The sequence below is a fragment of the Mesorhizobium sp. AD1-1 genome, assembly GCF_020164655.1.
GTDB lineage: Bacteria > Pseudomonadota > Alphaproteobacteria > Rhizobiales > Rhizobiaceae > Mesorhizobium > Mesorhizobium ciceri.
The window spans coordinates 120,188-135,861 of the sequence record NZ_JAIUGP010000018.1 but is presented as its reverse complement, the minus strand read 5'-3'; the positions used below and the strand labels follow the sequence as shown (position 1 = coordinate 135,861).

Annotated in this window: 12 protein-coding genes and 1 pseudogene; 6 read left to right on the top strand and 7 right to left on the bottom strand. The window is 61.4% G+C overall.

The window, feature by feature from the left end:
• Positions 1–92 precede the first annotated feature (92 nt).
• Positions 93–764: a transposase gene (locus LB519_RS27350; protein WP_224621619.1), complete on the bottom strand. Its 672-nt coding sequence runs from the start codon at positions 762–764 to the stop codon at positions 93–95.
• Between the two features lie 113 nt (positions 765–877).
• Between LB519_RS27350 and LB519_RS27345 the strand changes: the two are divergent.
• Positions 878–1,000, top strand: a pseudogene (locus tag LB519_RS27345) (LuxR C-terminal-related transcriptional regulator); the annotation flags it as partial.
• 125 nt (positions 1,001–1,125) lie between these two features.
• Here the strand turns inward: LB519_RS27345 and LB519_RS27340 are convergent.
• The 4 genes from LB519_RS27340 to LB519_RS27325 form a co-directional block, all read right to left on the bottom strand.
• The gene (locus tag LB519_RS27340) at positions 1,126–1,470 is read right to left on the bottom strand and encodes a hypothetical protein (protein ID WP_013531260.1); all 345 of its coding nucleotides are present in this window, start codon (positions 1,468–1,470) and stop codon (positions 1,126–1,128) included.
• Entirely contained in the window at positions 1,467–3,995 is a 2,529-nt protein-coding gene (locus tag LB519_RS27335) for an RHS repeat-associated core domain-containing protein (RefSeq protein WP_224621618.1), read from the bottom strand. The genes LB519_RS27340 and LB519_RS27335 overlap by 4 nt, the downstream gene beginning before the upstream one ends.
• A 350-nt stretch (positions 3,996–4,345) precedes the next feature.
• Positions 4,346–5,686, bottom strand: coding sequence for a hybrid sensor histidine kinase/response regulator (locus LB519_RS27330; protein WP_013531263.1), 1,341 nt, complete (start codon positions 5,684–5,686; stop codon positions 4,346–4,348).
• Positions 5,687–5,700: 14 nt separating this feature from the next.
• Positions 5,701–6,885 (bottom strand): FIST signal transduction protein, encoded by a 1,185-nt coding sequence (locus LB519_RS27325; RefSeq protein WP_050592709.1) that lies wholly within the window; start codon positions 6,883–6,885, stop codon positions 5,701–5,703.
• A 264-nt stretch (positions 6,886–7,149) separates the two neighbouring features.
• On the opposite strand from LB519_RS27325, the gene LB519_RS27320 reads away from it, so the two are divergent.
• The 5 genes from LB519_RS27320 to LB519_RS27300 all read left to right on the top strand — a co-directional run bounded on the left by LB519_RS27320 (position 7,150) and on the right by LB519_RS27300 (position 14,086).
• Complete coding sequence (locus tag LB519_RS27320) at positions 7,150–7,647, top strand: (2Fe-2S)-binding protein (protein WP_013531265.1); 498 nt, start codon at positions 7,150–7,152, stop codon at positions 7,645–7,647.
• Between the two features lie 123 nt (positions 7,648–7,770).
• Positions 7,771–10,119: a xanthine dehydrogenase family protein molybdopterin-binding subunit gene (locus LB519_RS27315; protein WP_013531266.1), complete on the top strand. Its 2,349-nt coding sequence runs from the start codon at positions 7,771–7,773 to the stop codon at positions 10,117–10,119.
• A gap of 113 nt (positions 10,120–10,232) precedes the next feature.
• On the top strand, positions 10,233–11,030 hold the full coding sequence (locus tag LB519_RS27310) for an FAD binding domain-containing protein (protein WP_063172334.1): 798 nt from the start codon (positions 10,233–10,235) through the stop codon (positions 11,028–11,030).
• A 406-nt stretch (positions 11,031–11,436) separates the two neighbouring features.
• Complete coding sequence (locus LB519_RS27305) at positions 11,437–12,459, top strand: acyltransferase family protein (RefSeq protein ID WP_013531268.1); 1,023 nt, start codon at positions 11,437–11,439, stop codon at positions 12,457–12,459.
• A 247-nt stretch (positions 12,460–12,706) separates the two neighbouring features.
• A complete protein-coding gene (locus LB519_RS27300) occupies positions 12,707–14,086 on the top strand; it encodes an OFA family MFS transporter (protein ID WP_013531269.1) in 1,380 nt (459 codons plus the stop codon).
• Positions 14,087–14,345: 259 nt separating this feature from the next.
• Here the strand turns inward: LB519_RS27300 and LB519_RS27295 are convergent, their stop codons facing one another.
• Both LB519_RS27295 and LB519_RS27290 read right to left on the bottom strand, forming a co-directional pair.
• Positions 14,346–14,843: a GNAT family N-acetyltransferase gene (locus LB519_RS27295; RefSeq protein WP_127369315.1), complete on the bottom strand. Its 498-nt coding sequence runs from the start codon at positions 14,841–14,843 to the stop codon at positions 14,346–14,348.
• Entirely contained in the window at positions 14,840–15,610 is a 771-nt protein-coding gene (locus LB519_RS27290) for a copper homeostasis protein CutC (RefSeq protein WP_224621617.1), read from the bottom strand. Before LB519_RS27290 ends, LB519_RS27295 begins: the two co-directional genes overlap by 4 nt.
• Between the last annotated feature and the right edge of the window lie 64 nt (positions 15,611–15,674).

The following is a 15,674-nucleotide window of genomic DNA, read 5'->3' as shown; positions in this document are numbered from 1 at the left end:
GGGGTGGGGTCTGCGCCGCACCCCACCCCGGCGCTCCGCGCCGACCCTCCCCATCAAGGGGAGGGTAACCCATCAGGCGCCGCGCTCAAGAATTACGGTGACGGTACACCATTTTCCTTTGGCCGCCTGCCTCGCTTCCGCAGTTTCACGGCCTTTCCGGTTTGGCCGAAAATCCGGTCCAGAAATGCCTCGCTGCCCATCGGCCGGCCGATGCTCTCGGCCTTGCGCAAGGCGTCGAACGCCGCGACATCCGTCTCGAGCAAATCGAACAGTCCGGTCGACGACGGCAACCTGTCCTGCATCGGCCCCAGGTCCGTGACGCCGTCGGGCTCGCCCGTCAGATGTGCCCGAGCACTTGACCAGGGCCAATCCGCCGCCTGGCTCGCCAGTCCGGCGCGCACGGGGTTCAGCCCGACATAGCGCACCGCCGACAGAAGGTGGTCCTCGTCCATCGCAACGGCGCCGAAGCGGCCTTGCCAGAAATGCCCGGTTTTCCTTTGTCGTGCGTGGATGATCCCGGCATAGGCACGGTGCACCTTGGCGAGCGCACGCCGCAGGCCATCCGGGTCAGCTGGCGTCAGGATCAGGTGCACATGGTTCGGCATGAGGCACCACGCCCAGATGCCGACACCGGCGGCACGGCAATGCTCGACCAGCAGGTTTTTGTAGAGCGCGTAGTCTTGCAGCGTGAAAAACACCTTGGCGCGCCCGTTGCCACGCTGCGTCACGTGGTTGCAGCAGGCCGGGAACGACGATGCGGGCAAGGCGGGCCATGTGCTTAATCTACCTACGGTGATGCCGGCGAATAGGGTAAAAAGTGCACTGTCACCGTAATTCGAGCAAACGGGGCAAAAGGTGCACTGTCATCGTAATTCCCACGGTGAAGGCGCACGTCTCGGAGATTCTGCGCAAGCTCAATGTCTACAGCCGCACGCAAGCGGTGATCGACGTTTCGAAGCTGGACAATGCGGAGCTGTTTCGCGATCAGGCGGGGTTTTGAGCTTTTACCCGTCACCTCGTTGCTTCACATGGTGTGGCAGCCCGGGAACGATAATGCGGGCAAGGCGAGCCATGTGATCAATTTACACACAATGACGGCCGGGCGAAGATGGTAAAAGGACACTGTCACTGCAATCCGAGAAGTTGCTCGACACTCTCTCTTGTGATCGGACCATATAGCGGCGGTGTCGATAGGGTTGTAATAACCATCTTTATCCAATTGGCATCTGATCCATAAAATGCTATATCGTCTCGAAGTTCTATTGCGTCTGCCCATGCTTCTAGATCAGTTTTGCTCAAATTTCCATCTAGAAATCTCTTCATAACGCTCTCAACATCTGTTCGATTTAAAATAACAGGATCTCCATCATAATCCCAAGAAAAAGTATTTAAGGCATTTATACATGAATCTATTGGTTTCTCCAATCCTATCAAAGATTTTACCGCCTTTATCCTATCTTCGTTGATCATTTGCTGACCTCGTGATCGTTGACGCTAACCGCTGACCCTTTGTCAGATCCGCTACCGCCGCTTCCGGACTTAGGACTGTCAGCCTTCGATAGCTTATCTTTGTTGGAAACTAGCCCCCCAAGCGGGTCGAACACTTTCTTGCTGTAACTTAGGGTTTTTCCGTTCATGTCGACCACCTTCTCATACGTGGCATAGGAACCGGGAACCTTCCCAGGTGAAACGGTTGTAAAAGTTGCAGTGCCTTTTTGGACAGATATGGAAACATTCTCAGTTGAATTGCTCGGCACTTTACCCATGTAGTTTTTAAAGCTTGACAACTGAGAGGAGCTTAATTTTTCTGTTACTGTATCCAAGGCCTTTTTCATAGCTTCCGACCTGGATAGCGCCACTGCCCCAACTGCGCCAGCCGGAGCAATCAGCCCTGTCTCTGCGGCGACCATTTCGGTGGCAAACATTGCCGCTTCAGGAAAGGCAGCACTTACAGCTGCCGCTGCTTCCGGCGCTGCGACAACAGCTCCAACACCTAACGCGGCAATGCCTCCAATTGCCGCGCCTTTCGCGGCATCTTGCTCGACGTCGGCGAGGGCTTGTACTTGGGGTCCGACTTCCCGGTTGATGTAGCTTCTAGCGATACCCTGTAAATCGGCATGCCCATTGGCGTCACTCTTGTTTACCGGATCATTCTGAGCATAAGCATATCGGTTGGTGCCAACACCTTCCTTGGTCGGATCCCAATCATCCGGCGAAATGAACCTCCCCAGCACCGGATCCATGTACCGTGCATTGAGATACAGCAGTCCGGTCTCGGGATCGAAGCGTTCGCCGATGTAGTTCTTTTGGGTCTGGAAGCCGGTGTTGAGGCTCTCGCCATAGGTGGCGTAGCTGGTGCTATCGACGACAGTGCCCGTCATGTCGGTGACCTGGCGCACCGAGGCAAGATGCTCGCGGTGCAGGAAGTATTTGGTCGTGCCGACGACCTTGATGTCGGGATGCGGATAGCGGGTGTAGATCTCTGCGCCCGGTGTCGCCGGATCGATCTCGACATTGGCGTCGGGATAAAGCGTCGTGGCGAAGCTCGATGACTTCTTGGCTCGCGCTCCGTCCGGTCCATAGGCGAGATTGACGGTGTTGGAGGCGCGCGTGACCGTCTTTAACCGGTTGGCTTCGTCCCAGATCAGCGTTCGGCTGCCGTCCGAGGCCAAATTGCCATTGGCGTCATAGGCCATCGCATTGGCGCCGACACTTATTGGCGCATGCGGACGTGGCGCTGTCGCTGCCGGATAGGTGTAGGTGCCGGCCACACGGGTGCGTGAGGTCAGATTGTCGTTGGCAGCATAGGCAAAAGTCTCGCTGAGCGCCATATTGCCAAGATTGGTGCTCGCCGTCAGCCGATCGGCATTGTCATAGCCATAGGTCCAGCTGTCGGAGGCGGTCAGCCCCGTGGTGCCGGTGATGCGGCCGACGCTGTCACGCGCGTACTGATCGTCGAGCAGGATGGTGGCGCCTCGTGCCGTGGTGACACGCGTCACCCAGCGCCGCGTCGGCGAATAGGTGAAGGAGGTTTTGACGCCATTGGTGTAGGTGATCTCCTTGGTCTGGCCATCGGCCTCGTAAATCGTCGAGGTGATGAAGCCGGGGGCGGAGGCGAGCTTGTTGCCGGCGGTGTACTGCAGGCGGTTGGCGTTCGAACCGAAGTCGAGTTGAACAGGGAAGTACTGGACATATACGTTCTGGCCGGAGCCGTCGTGGACGTTGAACGTATAGTTGGTGATCCCCGCGATCGTGGCATCCTGGCGAGCAACCTTGCCGAGACCGTCATAATTGTAGAGCTGGACGGCAGCCGCGTTTTCCGAGCGGGTCAACTGGCCGATGTTGTAATAGCCAGCCGCCGCCTGATCATAGGTGTTCTGCGTCTGCGTCACCGCACTGCCGCCTGGCGCGGTAGCCGTCTTCAGCGTCAGCCGGTCCATCTGGTCGTAGGCGAGCGTGGTGACCGTGCCCCTGGCGTCGGTCTGGCTGACCAGCCGGTTGGCGGTGTCATAGACATAGGTCCAGGTGCCCAGATCGGCGTCCGACGCCGACAGCCGATTGCCGAGCGTGTCGTAAGTGTAGGTCCAGGTCGAACCGCCAGGATCGGTGACGCCGATCAGCCGACCGAGCAGATCGTAGCTGCGGCTCTCCGGCAGATTGAGGCCACCGACGTCGCGAATGATGCCGGCAATGTCACCGCGTGTCGTCGATGGAGTTCTGGTCAAATGCCCGAGCTCATCGGTCAGCGTCACCCCGTAAAGTCGGGGGGTGGGTGTGCCGGTTGCGGTCGCGATGTCGTGCAGATAGCTGCGCTGGCTGGCATCCGGCAAAACCGTCTTCACCAGCCGGTCGGCCCAGTCATAGCTGCTGGTGGTCCACTGTGCCGTCTCACCGACGAACCTCGGGAAGGCGGTACGCAGCACATTGCCGCGAAGATCGTAGTCGGTCTCGGCAATGCGTCTTGCACTGGCCGCCGTCTCTCCGGGGGTTTCCACGCGGTAGACCCGGCCGAGCCCGTCATAGAAGGAGCGGGTAAATCCTCGCCAGCGCCCCCACTCGCGCCATTGGGCAGCGGGGTATATTTGACCAGCGCCTGTGTTGCCGGATTGCCCTCGTTCTCGAAGCGCGTCTTGGCATAGGCGCCGGTGACGCTCTGAGAGACCTGATAGGGCCGGCAGAAGGCGTCATAAGTAAAGGTTTTGACGAGACCATTCGGGTCTGTCTTCGTTGCCGGCAGGCCGCACACGGCATTGTAGGTGGCGGTCGAAACAAAGCGCGCGTCGGCGACCTGTCCGCGGGAGGACGCGCTCCTTTCAAGACGATCGGAATAGCGCGTGAGAAGTGATCAGGCCAGCAAATGCGCCAGCAGCGCCCTTAGTTGGGCCGGCTTCAGCGGCTTGCGCATCAGTTCGATGCCGCCGGAGCGGGCGGCCTTGGCGACGGCTTCCGAACTGTCGGCGGTGACGATCAGCGCCGGCACGGCGCGGCCGAGATAGTCGCGGACTTCGGCGATGGTCGTGGTGCCGAGATCGCCGCCGTCGAGATGCTGGTCGGCAATGACGATGTCGGGCACCCAGTCGGTGTCGCCAAGCATGTCGAGCGCATCGTCGGTCGAGGTCGCGGCCCGCACCAGGCATTGCCAGCGTTCGAGCAGGAAGGTCATGGCTTGCAGCACTTCGATATCGTTCTCGACCAGCAGCACCTTGGTGCCGAACAGGCCATAGCCGCGCGGCCGTTCCATGTCGGCAACGCTGGCGATGGCATCGGCTGGCGCACCGATGCCGACGGGTACATCGATGTGGAAGATCGTGCCGCGTCCGACCTTCGACGAGAATGTCACGGGATGACCGAGCGCGCTGGCCATGCGGCGCACGATGGCGAGCCCGAGCCCGAGACCGCCACCGTCCAGTTCGGCATTGGCCGGCGAGGTGCCGCGGTGGAACTCCTCGAACACCGCCTCGCGCTGGTCGTCGGGAATGCCGCAGCCCGTGTCGGCGACGTCGATGCGGATGGTGTCGCCGCGATGCCTGGTGCCGACAAGCACGCCGCCCGAGCGTGTATAGCCCAGCGCGTTGGAGAGAATGTTCTGCAGGATACGGCGCAGCAGCGTGCGGTCGGAGCGGACCACGGCATGGACCGGCCGGAATTTCAGCGACAGGCCTTTCATCTCCGCCACTGGCAGGAAATCCGAGCGGAGCGACGAGAACAGCGCCTCCAGGCTGACGTCGCTGATGTCGGGCTGCACCACGCCGGCATCGAGCTTGGAGATGTCGAGCAGGGTTCGCAGCAGGTCCTCCATCGTCTCCAGCGAGCGCTCGACCTGCCGCACCAGTTTCTTGCCCTCGTCGCTGGTCTGAACTTCGGCGAGCGCCGAAACCGAAAGGTGGGCGGCATTCAGCGGCTGCAGCACATCGTGACTGGCAGCGGCGAGGAAACGGGTTTTTGACAGGTTCGCCAGTTCGGCGTTTTCCTTGGCGGCACTGAGGTCAATGTTCGACTGCTCCAGCCGCCGCAAGGTCGAGTGAAGTTCCTCGGTACGTGTACGCACCCGGTTTTCCAGCGAGATCGTGGTCTGGAACAGCGAAAAGGCGTTGCCTTGCTGGTCCATCGAGCGCTCGACGCGGCTGACCAGTGCCGCGTTGATCTTCTTCAGCTTTTCAAGATCGTTTATGTCCCTCAGCGGCATCTTGTTGCGCCGTCCTATTCCGCCGCCTGGCGCTCGCCGAAGGCGATGCCGGTGAAAGTCTGGTTCAGATGCATCGACCGGTACTGTTCGCCATAGGTGCCGAAGCCGATGACATTGTTGACCCGGTAGAGTTCCGAGATCTCGCGAAACACCTGCCGATTGCGTGCGTCCAGCCGACGCAGCACGCAGTCGAAGCCGAGGATCATGTCGATACCGCCAAGCCTCTCCTCGACGTCGCGCAGGGCGGCGCGCGTCGATTCGACCATGTCCTTGGGCTGAGCGATCGACAGCACGACGCCATCGTCTATGGCGCAGAAGAACGACAGCGAGCCGTCGGCATGCATTTTCTGGATCGACCGGCAATAATATTGTCCGCCCACCTTCACCACCACGGGATGCGAGGCGAAGCTCAGTGGCGTCAGCATCTGCGCGACGATACCGACGGACGCGGCGTATTCCTGCGCCGCATTGGTGGCGTTGAACTCGCGCACGATGCGGTGATCTGGATCGGAAGCCGTCACCACCAGTTTCTCGTCGGTGGGAACGAAATTGTCGGTCTTGAAGACATGGAAGGGAATTTCGGTCGATATCAGCACGATGATGGCGCTGTCGGAGGTGACCTTGCCGTTCGAGATCAGGCGCGTCGTCTCGAATTTCAGATCGTCGCCGGCGGAGCCGCCAAGCAGCGGAATGTCATCGAGGCCCCAGTGGATGGCTGAACTCACCGCTTCTTCGGCATAGGAGAGCCCGTCGATGAAGCAGAGCGCGAAAGTGCCTTTGGTCCGATCGCAACCGAGGCGCGCGCGCAGCGATCGCCGCAGGGTCTCGACCTCGCCGGTGATCCTGTCCATACCCGACGAGGACAGATTTTCGACCATCACGCTGACGGCGGTAAACGCGGTGGACGGAAGCAGCATGGCCAGCACATGACCATCCTCGAGACCTTGCGGCGTGATCTCGCCGGCAGTCGAGCAGCCGGCGTGGTGGAGCGCCGGCGCGTGGGTCATGAGCGCCTGGGAAAGGGCGCTGGCTTCGACCAGGCTCTGGGAAAAGAACAGCAGGGCAAAGCCCGCGTCGATGGCGGCTGCTTCCAGTGCGATCGCCTTGGCGAACGCCTCCATGTCGGGCTCGTCCGTGGTGAGCGCCGACAGGCCGCATGCATAGCGCGTCTGTGAATTGGCCAGCGATGTTCTCCGCATTTCCTCCGACGCTTTTTTGTGCGCGGCTGTTTTTAAATGCTTCTGTCGCGCGGGCGTCGACCGACATTGTTGCCTTCAATCGGCGGTTTGGCAATGGGGCCACCGGCACCGCATGTTTGGGCGCGGCCATGACCGAAAGTACAATGTGCCGCGTTTGCGACGTGCTGTTTTTTGTCCGATGTGCGGTGTACCAATAACGCATGGCCGATGCGCCAACGCCGCGTTGGCAACGTGATGACCAAGGTAGATACCCAGGGAGGGACCATGTCGGACGTTTCGTTGATGGTGAACGGAAAGCGGGTCAGCGGTGCTGCCGAGGACCGAACACTTCTGGTTCACTTCCTGCGGGAAAATCTCGGCCTTACCGGCACGCATGTCGGTTGCGACACCTCGCAATGCGGTGCCTGCGTCGTCCATGTCGACGGCAAGGCGGTCAAATCCTGTACGATGCTCGCGGTGCAGGCCTCCGGCTCGACCGTGTTGACGATCGAGGGCCTGGCCAATGGCGCCGACCTGCATCCGGTGCAGGCCGCCTTCAAGGAACATCACGGGCTGCAGTGCGGCTTCTGCACGCCGGGCATGATCATGACGGCGACCGACATGATCGGCCGCCACCCCGAAGGGCTCGACGAGGCGACGGTGCGTGCCGAGCTCGACGGCAACATCTGCCGCTGCACCGGCTACCACAACATCGTCAAGGCGATCCTCGCCGCATCGACGACGATGAAGGGGTCGAAGGGTAAGGCGAAACAAGCTGCTTAGGCAAGGGAATATGGGAGTAGGGCAGTAGGGGAGTAGGGCAAGAAGGCCAACGCAACGAGGCCCTTTTTCCTACTCCCTTACTCCCCTGCTGCCCTACTCCCATAAATTCCGGAGGAATTTCTGATGGGCATTGAAGGTGTTGGCGCTCGGGTCGCGCGCAAGGAAGACAAACGATTCATCACGGGCGCCGGCCGCTATGTCGACGACATGGTGGTTCCCGGCATGAAGCACGCCGCCTTCGTGCGCAGTCCGCACGCGCATGCGCAGATCAAGAAGATCGATGTGAAGAAGGCCCAAGGCATGCCCGGCGTCATCGGCGTGCTGACCGGCAAGGAACTCAAGGCCGATGGCATCGGCAATCTCATCTGCGGCTGGATGATCCACTCCAAGGACGGCTCGCCGATGAAGATGGGGGCATGGTCGCCACTCGCCTTCGACCGGGTCCGTTATGTCGGTGACGCCGTCGTCATTGTCGTCGCCGAGACCAAGGGGCAAGCGCGTGACGCCGCCGAGGCGGTCGAGATCACCTACAAGGAGTTGAAGGCCGTCGTCGACGCCTCCAAGGCGATGGACAAGGGTGCGCCGCAGATCCACCCCGAAGCGGACAACAATCTGATCTTCGACTGGGACATTGGCAATGCCGACGACACGGAAGCGGCCTTCGGGAAGGCAGCCCATGTGGTCAAGATGGACATCATCAACAACCGGCTGGTGCCTAACGCCATGGAGCCGCGCGCCGCACTTGGCCATTACGACAAGGCCGAGGATCACTACACCTGCTGGACGACCTCGCAGAACCCGCATGTGGCGCGGCTGGTGATGAGCGCCTTCTACAATGTCGCGCCGGAAAACAAGCTGCGCGTGATCGCGCCCGATGTCGGCGGCGGTTTCGGCTCGAAGATCTACATCTATCCCGAAGAGATCGTCTGCCTGTGGGCGTCGAAGAAGACCGGCGTGCCGGTCAAATGGGTGGCTGACCGGACCGAGAGTTTTCTGACCGACGCGCATGGCCGCGACCATCACACCCATGCTGAAATGGCCTTCGACAAGGACCACAGGATCCTCGGCCTGAAGGTCGAAACCCAGGCCAATCTTGGCGCCTATATGTCGCTGTTTTCGTCGGCGACGCCGACCTACCTCTATGCGACGCTGCTGTCGGGCCAGTACAATATCCCGGCCATCCACGCCAATGTGAAGGCGATCTATACCAACACCGCGCCCGTCGATGCGTATCGCGGGGCAGGGCGGCCGGAAGCGACCTTCGTCATGGAGCGCATGATGGAGACGGCGGCCCGCCAGTTCGGCGTCTCGCCGGCCGAGCTGCGGCGCAAGAACTTCGTCACAGCGTTTCCGCATCAGACGCCGGTCATCATGTGCTATGACGCCGGCGACTATGCCGCTTCGCTCGATGCGGCAATGAAGGCGTCGGATTATGCCGGCTTTGCCAAGCGCAAGGCCGCCGCCGCCAAGAAGGGGCTGCTGCGCGGCATTGGCATGAGCTGCTACATCGAAGCCTGCGGCATCGCGCCGTCTGCTGCCGTCGGCTCGCTCGGCGCCGGTGTCGGCCTTTGGGAATCGGCGGAAGTGCGCGTCAACGCGGTCGGCACGATCGAGGTGCTGACTGGCTCGCACAGCCACGGCCAGGGCCATGAGACGACCTTCGCGCAACTGGTCAACGAGCGCTTCGGCGTGCCGCTCGATTCGGTCTCGATCGTGCATGGCGACACCGACAAGGTGCAGATGGGCATGGGCACCTATGGCTCGCGCTCGGGTGCAGTCGGCATGTCGGCCATCGTCAAGGCCCTCGACAAGGTCGAGGCCAAGGCCAAGAAGATCGCGGCACACCTGCTCGAAGCCGACGAAGGCGATATCGTCATCGAGAATGGCGCGCTGAAGGTCGCCGGCACCGACAAGAACGTGCCGTGGTTCCAGATGGCGCTGGCCGCCTACACTGCCCACAACCTGCCGGGCGGCATGGAGCCCGGGCTGAAGGAGACGGCGTTCTACGATCCGTCGAATTTCACCTTCCCGGCGGGCTGCTATATCTGCGAGGTCGAGGTCGACCCGGAAACCGGCGTCACCGAGATCGTCCAGTTCGTCGCTGCCGACGATTTCGGCAACATCATCAACCCGATGATCGTCGAGGGCCAGGTGCATGGCGGGCTGGCGCAAGGCATCGGCCAGGCGCTGCTCGAAGGCGCCCATTATGACAATAGCGGCCAGCTTTTGACCGCGAGCTACATGGACTACACCATGCCGCGCGCCGGCGATCTGCCGTCGTTCAAGGTCTCGACCTCGAACACGCCATGCCCGGGCAATCCGTTGGGGATCAAGGGCTGCGGCGAGGCCGGCGCCATCGGCTCGCCGCCGGCGGTGATCAACGCCCTCACCGACGCCATCGGCAGCAACGATCTTGCCATGCCGGCTTCGCCGTCCACCGTCTGGGCCGCGATCCGCGCGACGAAACACTGAAAGCGAATAGCGAATAGGGAGTAGCGAATAGGGAAGAGAAGGCGGTGCGACTGGATAGATCCTATTCGCTATTCGCTACTCCCTATTCGCCCATTCACCCAAGGGAGAATTCCATGTACGCAGTCAACTATCACCGCGCCGCCTCGGTCGCCGATGCTGCCAAGCTGGTCAAGACAGGCGACGCCAAGCTGCTTTCGGGCGGTATGACGCTGATCCCGGCGATGAAGACGCGGCTTGCCGCGCCGTCCGACCTTGTCGACCTGTCGCGGATCGCGGAGCTGCAGGGCGTCAAGGTGTCGGGCAAGACCGTCACCATCGGCGCCGCCACCACGCATCACGCCGTTGCCAATGACGAGAAGCTGAAGAAGGCCTGTCCGGCGCTTGCCCATCTGGCGTCACTGATCGGCGATCCGGCGGTGCGCCATAAGGGGACGATCGGCGGCTCGATCGCCAACAACGACCCGGCGGCCGATTATCCGGCGGCGCTCCTGGCGCTGGGCGCCACCATTATCACCAACAAGCGCGAGATCGCTGCCGACAAGTTCTTCAAGGGTCTGTTCGAGACCTCGTTGAAGGAAGGCGAGATCGTCACCGCCGTCACCTTCACCGCGCCGGCCAAGGCGGCCTATGAAAAGTTCCGCAATCCGGCATCGCGCTACGCCATCGTCGGCGTGTTCGTTGCCAAGGGCAAGGATGGCGTCAGCGTCGCCGTCACTGGAGCCGGCGATGACGGCGTCTTCCGCTCGAAGGAGATCGAGGCAGCATTGGCCAAGAATTTCGCGGCCTCGGCACTGGAAGGTGTGAAAGTGCCGGCGAAGAATCTGATGACCGACATCCATGCCTCGGCCGATTATCGCGCCAATCTGATCGCGGTGATGGCCAAGCGCGCGGTTGCGGCAGCCAACGCCTGAGAAACTGTTTGGAAACTCTACTCCGGCGGCCATCTGATGGCGTTTTCTGTGCTTCCGGTGCTCACGTACCAAAAGTACGCTCCGCTCCGGTTCTCGAAACCACCACCATATGACTCGCCAGGGCGAGTTTCGAAACAGTTTCTAATACGATCGGTCGCAGACAAGGAAAGGGGGCCTCCGTGGCCCCTTTTCTCGTGCGGCGGCCTGCATCCGTTCAGTTGCTGATGGAATCGCTGCCGCACTGCTTGAAGCAAATCCCCGCCGAGCCGGAGGCCGGACCTGATCCGGCAGCAATCTCGCACTTGCACAAATTCATATTGCACTGCAATATGGACTGGGCGGGAATGCGAGCTGGGTTCGAAATGTACCGTCGTACCCTTCGCATACCTATTGCGAGAGGATCGGCATGACCGACATTTCCGCGACGCACGTCGTTCCGTCCCGATCCGCCGCCGACAGATCAACCAGAACAAGACTGGCCTATCTCGACGGCTGGCGCGGGCTTTCGATCGCGCTGGTTCTGATCGGCCATTTCTTTCCGGTTCCGGGAATCAATCTTGGCGTGCTGGGCGTCGAATTCTTCTTCGTGCTCAGCGGCCGGCTGATGGGCGAGATCCTGTTCATCGAACGCTACCCGCTGAAAAAATTCTTCAAACGCCGCTTCTCCCGCATCTATCCGGCTCTTCTGGTCTTCGTAGTCGTCGCGATGATCGCGCTCTCCGGCACGTTCCTCGCCTTCAAATGGAAGGCCGCGCTGACGGCGCTGACATTCACCTACAATTATGCCGGCATTCTCGTGGCTCGGGCAGGGGCGCTCGACCATATCTGGTCGCTCTGCATCGAGGAGCACGCCTACATCATCCTGGCGCTGATCAGCGTCATCGTCTCAAGTCGCTCTCGCGTGGTCGTGCTGCTCCTGGCGCTGGCCTTGCTGGCCATGGCCAATGGCGCGGTTTCGTACTGGGTCTTGGGGATGGACTACGAAACCACTTATTGGCGCACGGATGTGCACATCGCGTCGATCCTCCTGTCGGCTTCGATCTGCCTGCTCAAGGCCGACGGCAGGCTGCCGGCGTTTTTGAGAGGCAAGCATGTGGCCCTGGTGGCAACGGTCTGTGCCGTTGTCCTGTTCCTGGATCGGGTGCCGACGCCGATGCACTATCTCTTCGCGGTGCCGCTGCTGGCTCTGGCCGTCAACGCACTCGATTTCAGCCCACGGTATTTTTCCGGATTGCTGTCGTCCTGGCCGATGGCGACGCTGGGGCTGTGGTCGTACTCGCTCTATTTATGGCAGCAGCCGTTCTACAAATTCGTCTATGAGCAAGGCAGCGCGCCGATACCGATGCTGGCCGCGGTCTTCGCTTGCGCGGCCTGCAGCTACTACCTCATAGAGCGCCCGGCGCGCGAATGGCTCAACCGCAACTGGTGAATGCCGTCGTGCCCGGCCAGATGATCGTGAGTGCAGGTGGAGGGATCGTGCTTCGTAAGCAGACGATCCATTAATTGTTTCTAATCTAACTTTCGGGAAAGCAATGACCTGCTTTCCGATCTGGGCCAGTCTCATTAGACATTGGTCTTATGGCAGGCATTCCTTATTGCCTCGCCGGCTTACCCGCCTAGTTTGTTCGCAGGACACATCTGAGAAGATGGTTCGAAGACGCATCTGGGAGGATGGAATGGATACGACCGGGGAAAGGGCGGGCGGCTGGCTCGACCGCTCACGCACCGTCGCCGAGCCTGGCTTCAGCAGGTGGATGGTGCCGCCGGCGGCGCTCTGCATCCACCTTTGCATCGGCCAGGCCTATGCGTTCAGCGTTTTCAACTTGCCGATGTCTAAGCTGATCGGCATCACCGACTCGGCGCCCGACGACTGGAAATTGACCGGCCTCGGCTGGATTTTCTCGATCGCGATCCTGTTCCTGGGCATTGCGGCGGCGTTCGGCGGCGGCTGGCTGGATCGCGTCGGTCCGCGCAAAGCCATGGTCGCTTCTGCCTGTTGTTTCGGCGGCGGCTTCATTGTCTCGGCGCTCGGCGTCTATCTGCACCAATTGTGGATCATCTATCTCGGCTACGGCGTGCTGGGCGGCATCGGTCTCGGCCTCGGCTATATCTCGCCGGTCAAGACGCTGATCACCTGGTTTCCGGACCGGCCGGGCATGGCAACCGGCATGGCGATCATGGGCTTCGGCGGCGGCGCCTTCATCGCCTCGCCGCTGTCGGTTTATCTGATGAAGCTGTTTTCGACGCCTGAGCACATCGGCGTCGCCGAAACCTTCCTGGTGCTGGGCATCGTCTATTTCGTCTTCATGCTGATCGGCGCCGTTATCGTCAGGGTGCCGCCGGAGGGCTGGAGGCCTGCCGGATGGACGCCGCCGGCGGCACAGAATGCGATGGTGACGACGTCCAATGTCCATCTCGACGATGCGTTGAAGACGCCGCAGTTCTGGCTGCTGTGGGGCGTGCTGTGCCTTAATGTGACGGCAGGGATCGGCGTGCTCGGCCAGGCCTCGGCGATGAGCCAGGAGATGTTTCCGGGACGCATCACGCCTGCCGCTGCCGCCGGCTTCGTCGGCCTGCTGTCGATCTTCAACATGCTCGGCCGCTTCTTCTGGGCCTCGACCAGCGATTATATCGGCCGCAAGACAACTTATGCCATCTTCTTCGCGCTGGGCGTCGTCCTCTATGCGGCGGTGCCGTGGACCGGCCAGACCGGCAGCGTTTTCCTGTTCGTGCTGTTCTACGGGATCATCCTCAGCATGTATGGCGGCGGCTTCGCCACCATTCCCGCTTACCTGCGCGACGTCTTCGGCGTGCGTTACGTCGGCGCCATCCATGGCCGATTGCTGACCGCGTGGTCGGTGGCGGGCGTGCTTGGCCCGGTGCTGGTGAATTATATCCGGCAGTACCAGATCGACAGCGGCGTTGCGAAGGCCGACGCCTACACGGTCACCATGTACATCATGGCCGGCCTGCTGGTTGTCGGCCTCCTGCTCAACCTGATGATGCGGCCCGTCAATGCGCGCTTCCACATGAAGACCGAACCAGCGGTGGCTTAGAGTCAGTTCCATCCCGACAGAATCGGGATGGGCTCTATCTTATTGTTTGAGCATGATCTTTTCCGAAAATCGGAATCCACTTTCGGGATCAGCTCTGAGGAGACCGACCATGGCGCAAGACAACGAGAATTCGATCAGACTCACGCTGGCCTGGCTGCTGGTCGGCATCCCGTTGGTCTGGGGGTTCTGGATGACGCTGGTGAGTGCGACAGCCCTGTTCCAGTAGTCCTCGTCTTCGTGCGCAGATCTGCCTGGTCTGTCAGGCGCTGATCTGCCTGGCGTAATAGCGCACCGCTTTCTTGCCGCCATGGATGACGGCGTCGCCGGCCTCGACGAAGCCGAGCGCAGCGTGAAAGGCATCCGAGGCGGGGTTCGGCGGGGCGGTGTTGACTTCGCAGGTGACCAGCGTGTGGCCAGCGCGCTCAACATGGCCGAACAGGTCCTGATAGAGCCGGCGGGCGTGGCCGCGGCCGCGTGCGTGCGCCGCCACGACGACCCGGTCGACATAGACGAAGCGCTCATGGCGCTCGCGGAACCACAGGAAATTCGGGCTGTCGTAGCGGGCGTCCTGGTCGAAGGTCATGATGAAAGCTTCGAGATCGCCGATGCGCCTGGTGTAAAATGCTTCGCCAAGCAGGAAGGCCAGCCGCTCAGCCTCCAGCCACGACAGTTCCGCGGCATGCTCGTTGTTGAGCGCCAGGATCGCCGCTTCGTCTTGGGCCGATACACGGGCTATCGGGGCAGGGCTCGAGGTCATGCCTTGGCTGCCGCGATCGTTGCCGCTACCAGCGGTGTGTCGGTCAGCGTGTTGCGATACTCGCGATCGAGATCGGAGCCACCCATGCCGACATGGGGATTGCGGTAGTCCATGGCACTCGGCACATCCTTGAGGGCGGCAAAATGCATTTCGGACAGGCCGGTTTTGCTGCGCACTTCGGCAATGTTGTGCAAATCCAGTCCGCCGCAGCCGAGGATGACGATGCGGTCGCCGGCCTGCCGCACCAGATCCGCCAACAGCGGCAAGCCTTCGATGGCAGTGTCACGCTGGCCGCTGGTCAGCACGCGGCCGACCTTGCTGCGGATCAGCGATTCGAGCGCCTCGGCCGGCTCGCGCGTCATGTCGAAGGCGCGATGGCAGGTGACGTTCAAGGGGCCGGCGGCCTGCGTCAGTTCGCTCATGCGCGCCTCGTCCATGGTGCCATCGGCGTTCAGGCAGCCAAACACCACGCCGGGCACGCCGAGTTCGCGCAGTGCCGAGACATCTGCCAGCATCGAGGCATATTCGGTCTCACTGTAGAGAAAATCGCCGCCGCGCGGCCGCACCATGACGTGAAACGGCACGTTTGCCTGCTCGATGGCGGCGCGGATCGTGCCGAGGCTTGGCGTAATCCCGCCTTCGACGAGGCTGGCGCACAGTTCGACCCGGTCGGCGCCGACGGCTTGCGCCGCGAGAAGGCCGTCAATGCCTTCGACACAGATTTCGATCAGCGGCAGGCGGAGAGCTTTGGTCAAGGGGCGATCCATTCCATGATTCCCGGCCAGCCCTACCACCGCGCCGGTTGCTGCGAAAGCGCGAACAGACTTTCGC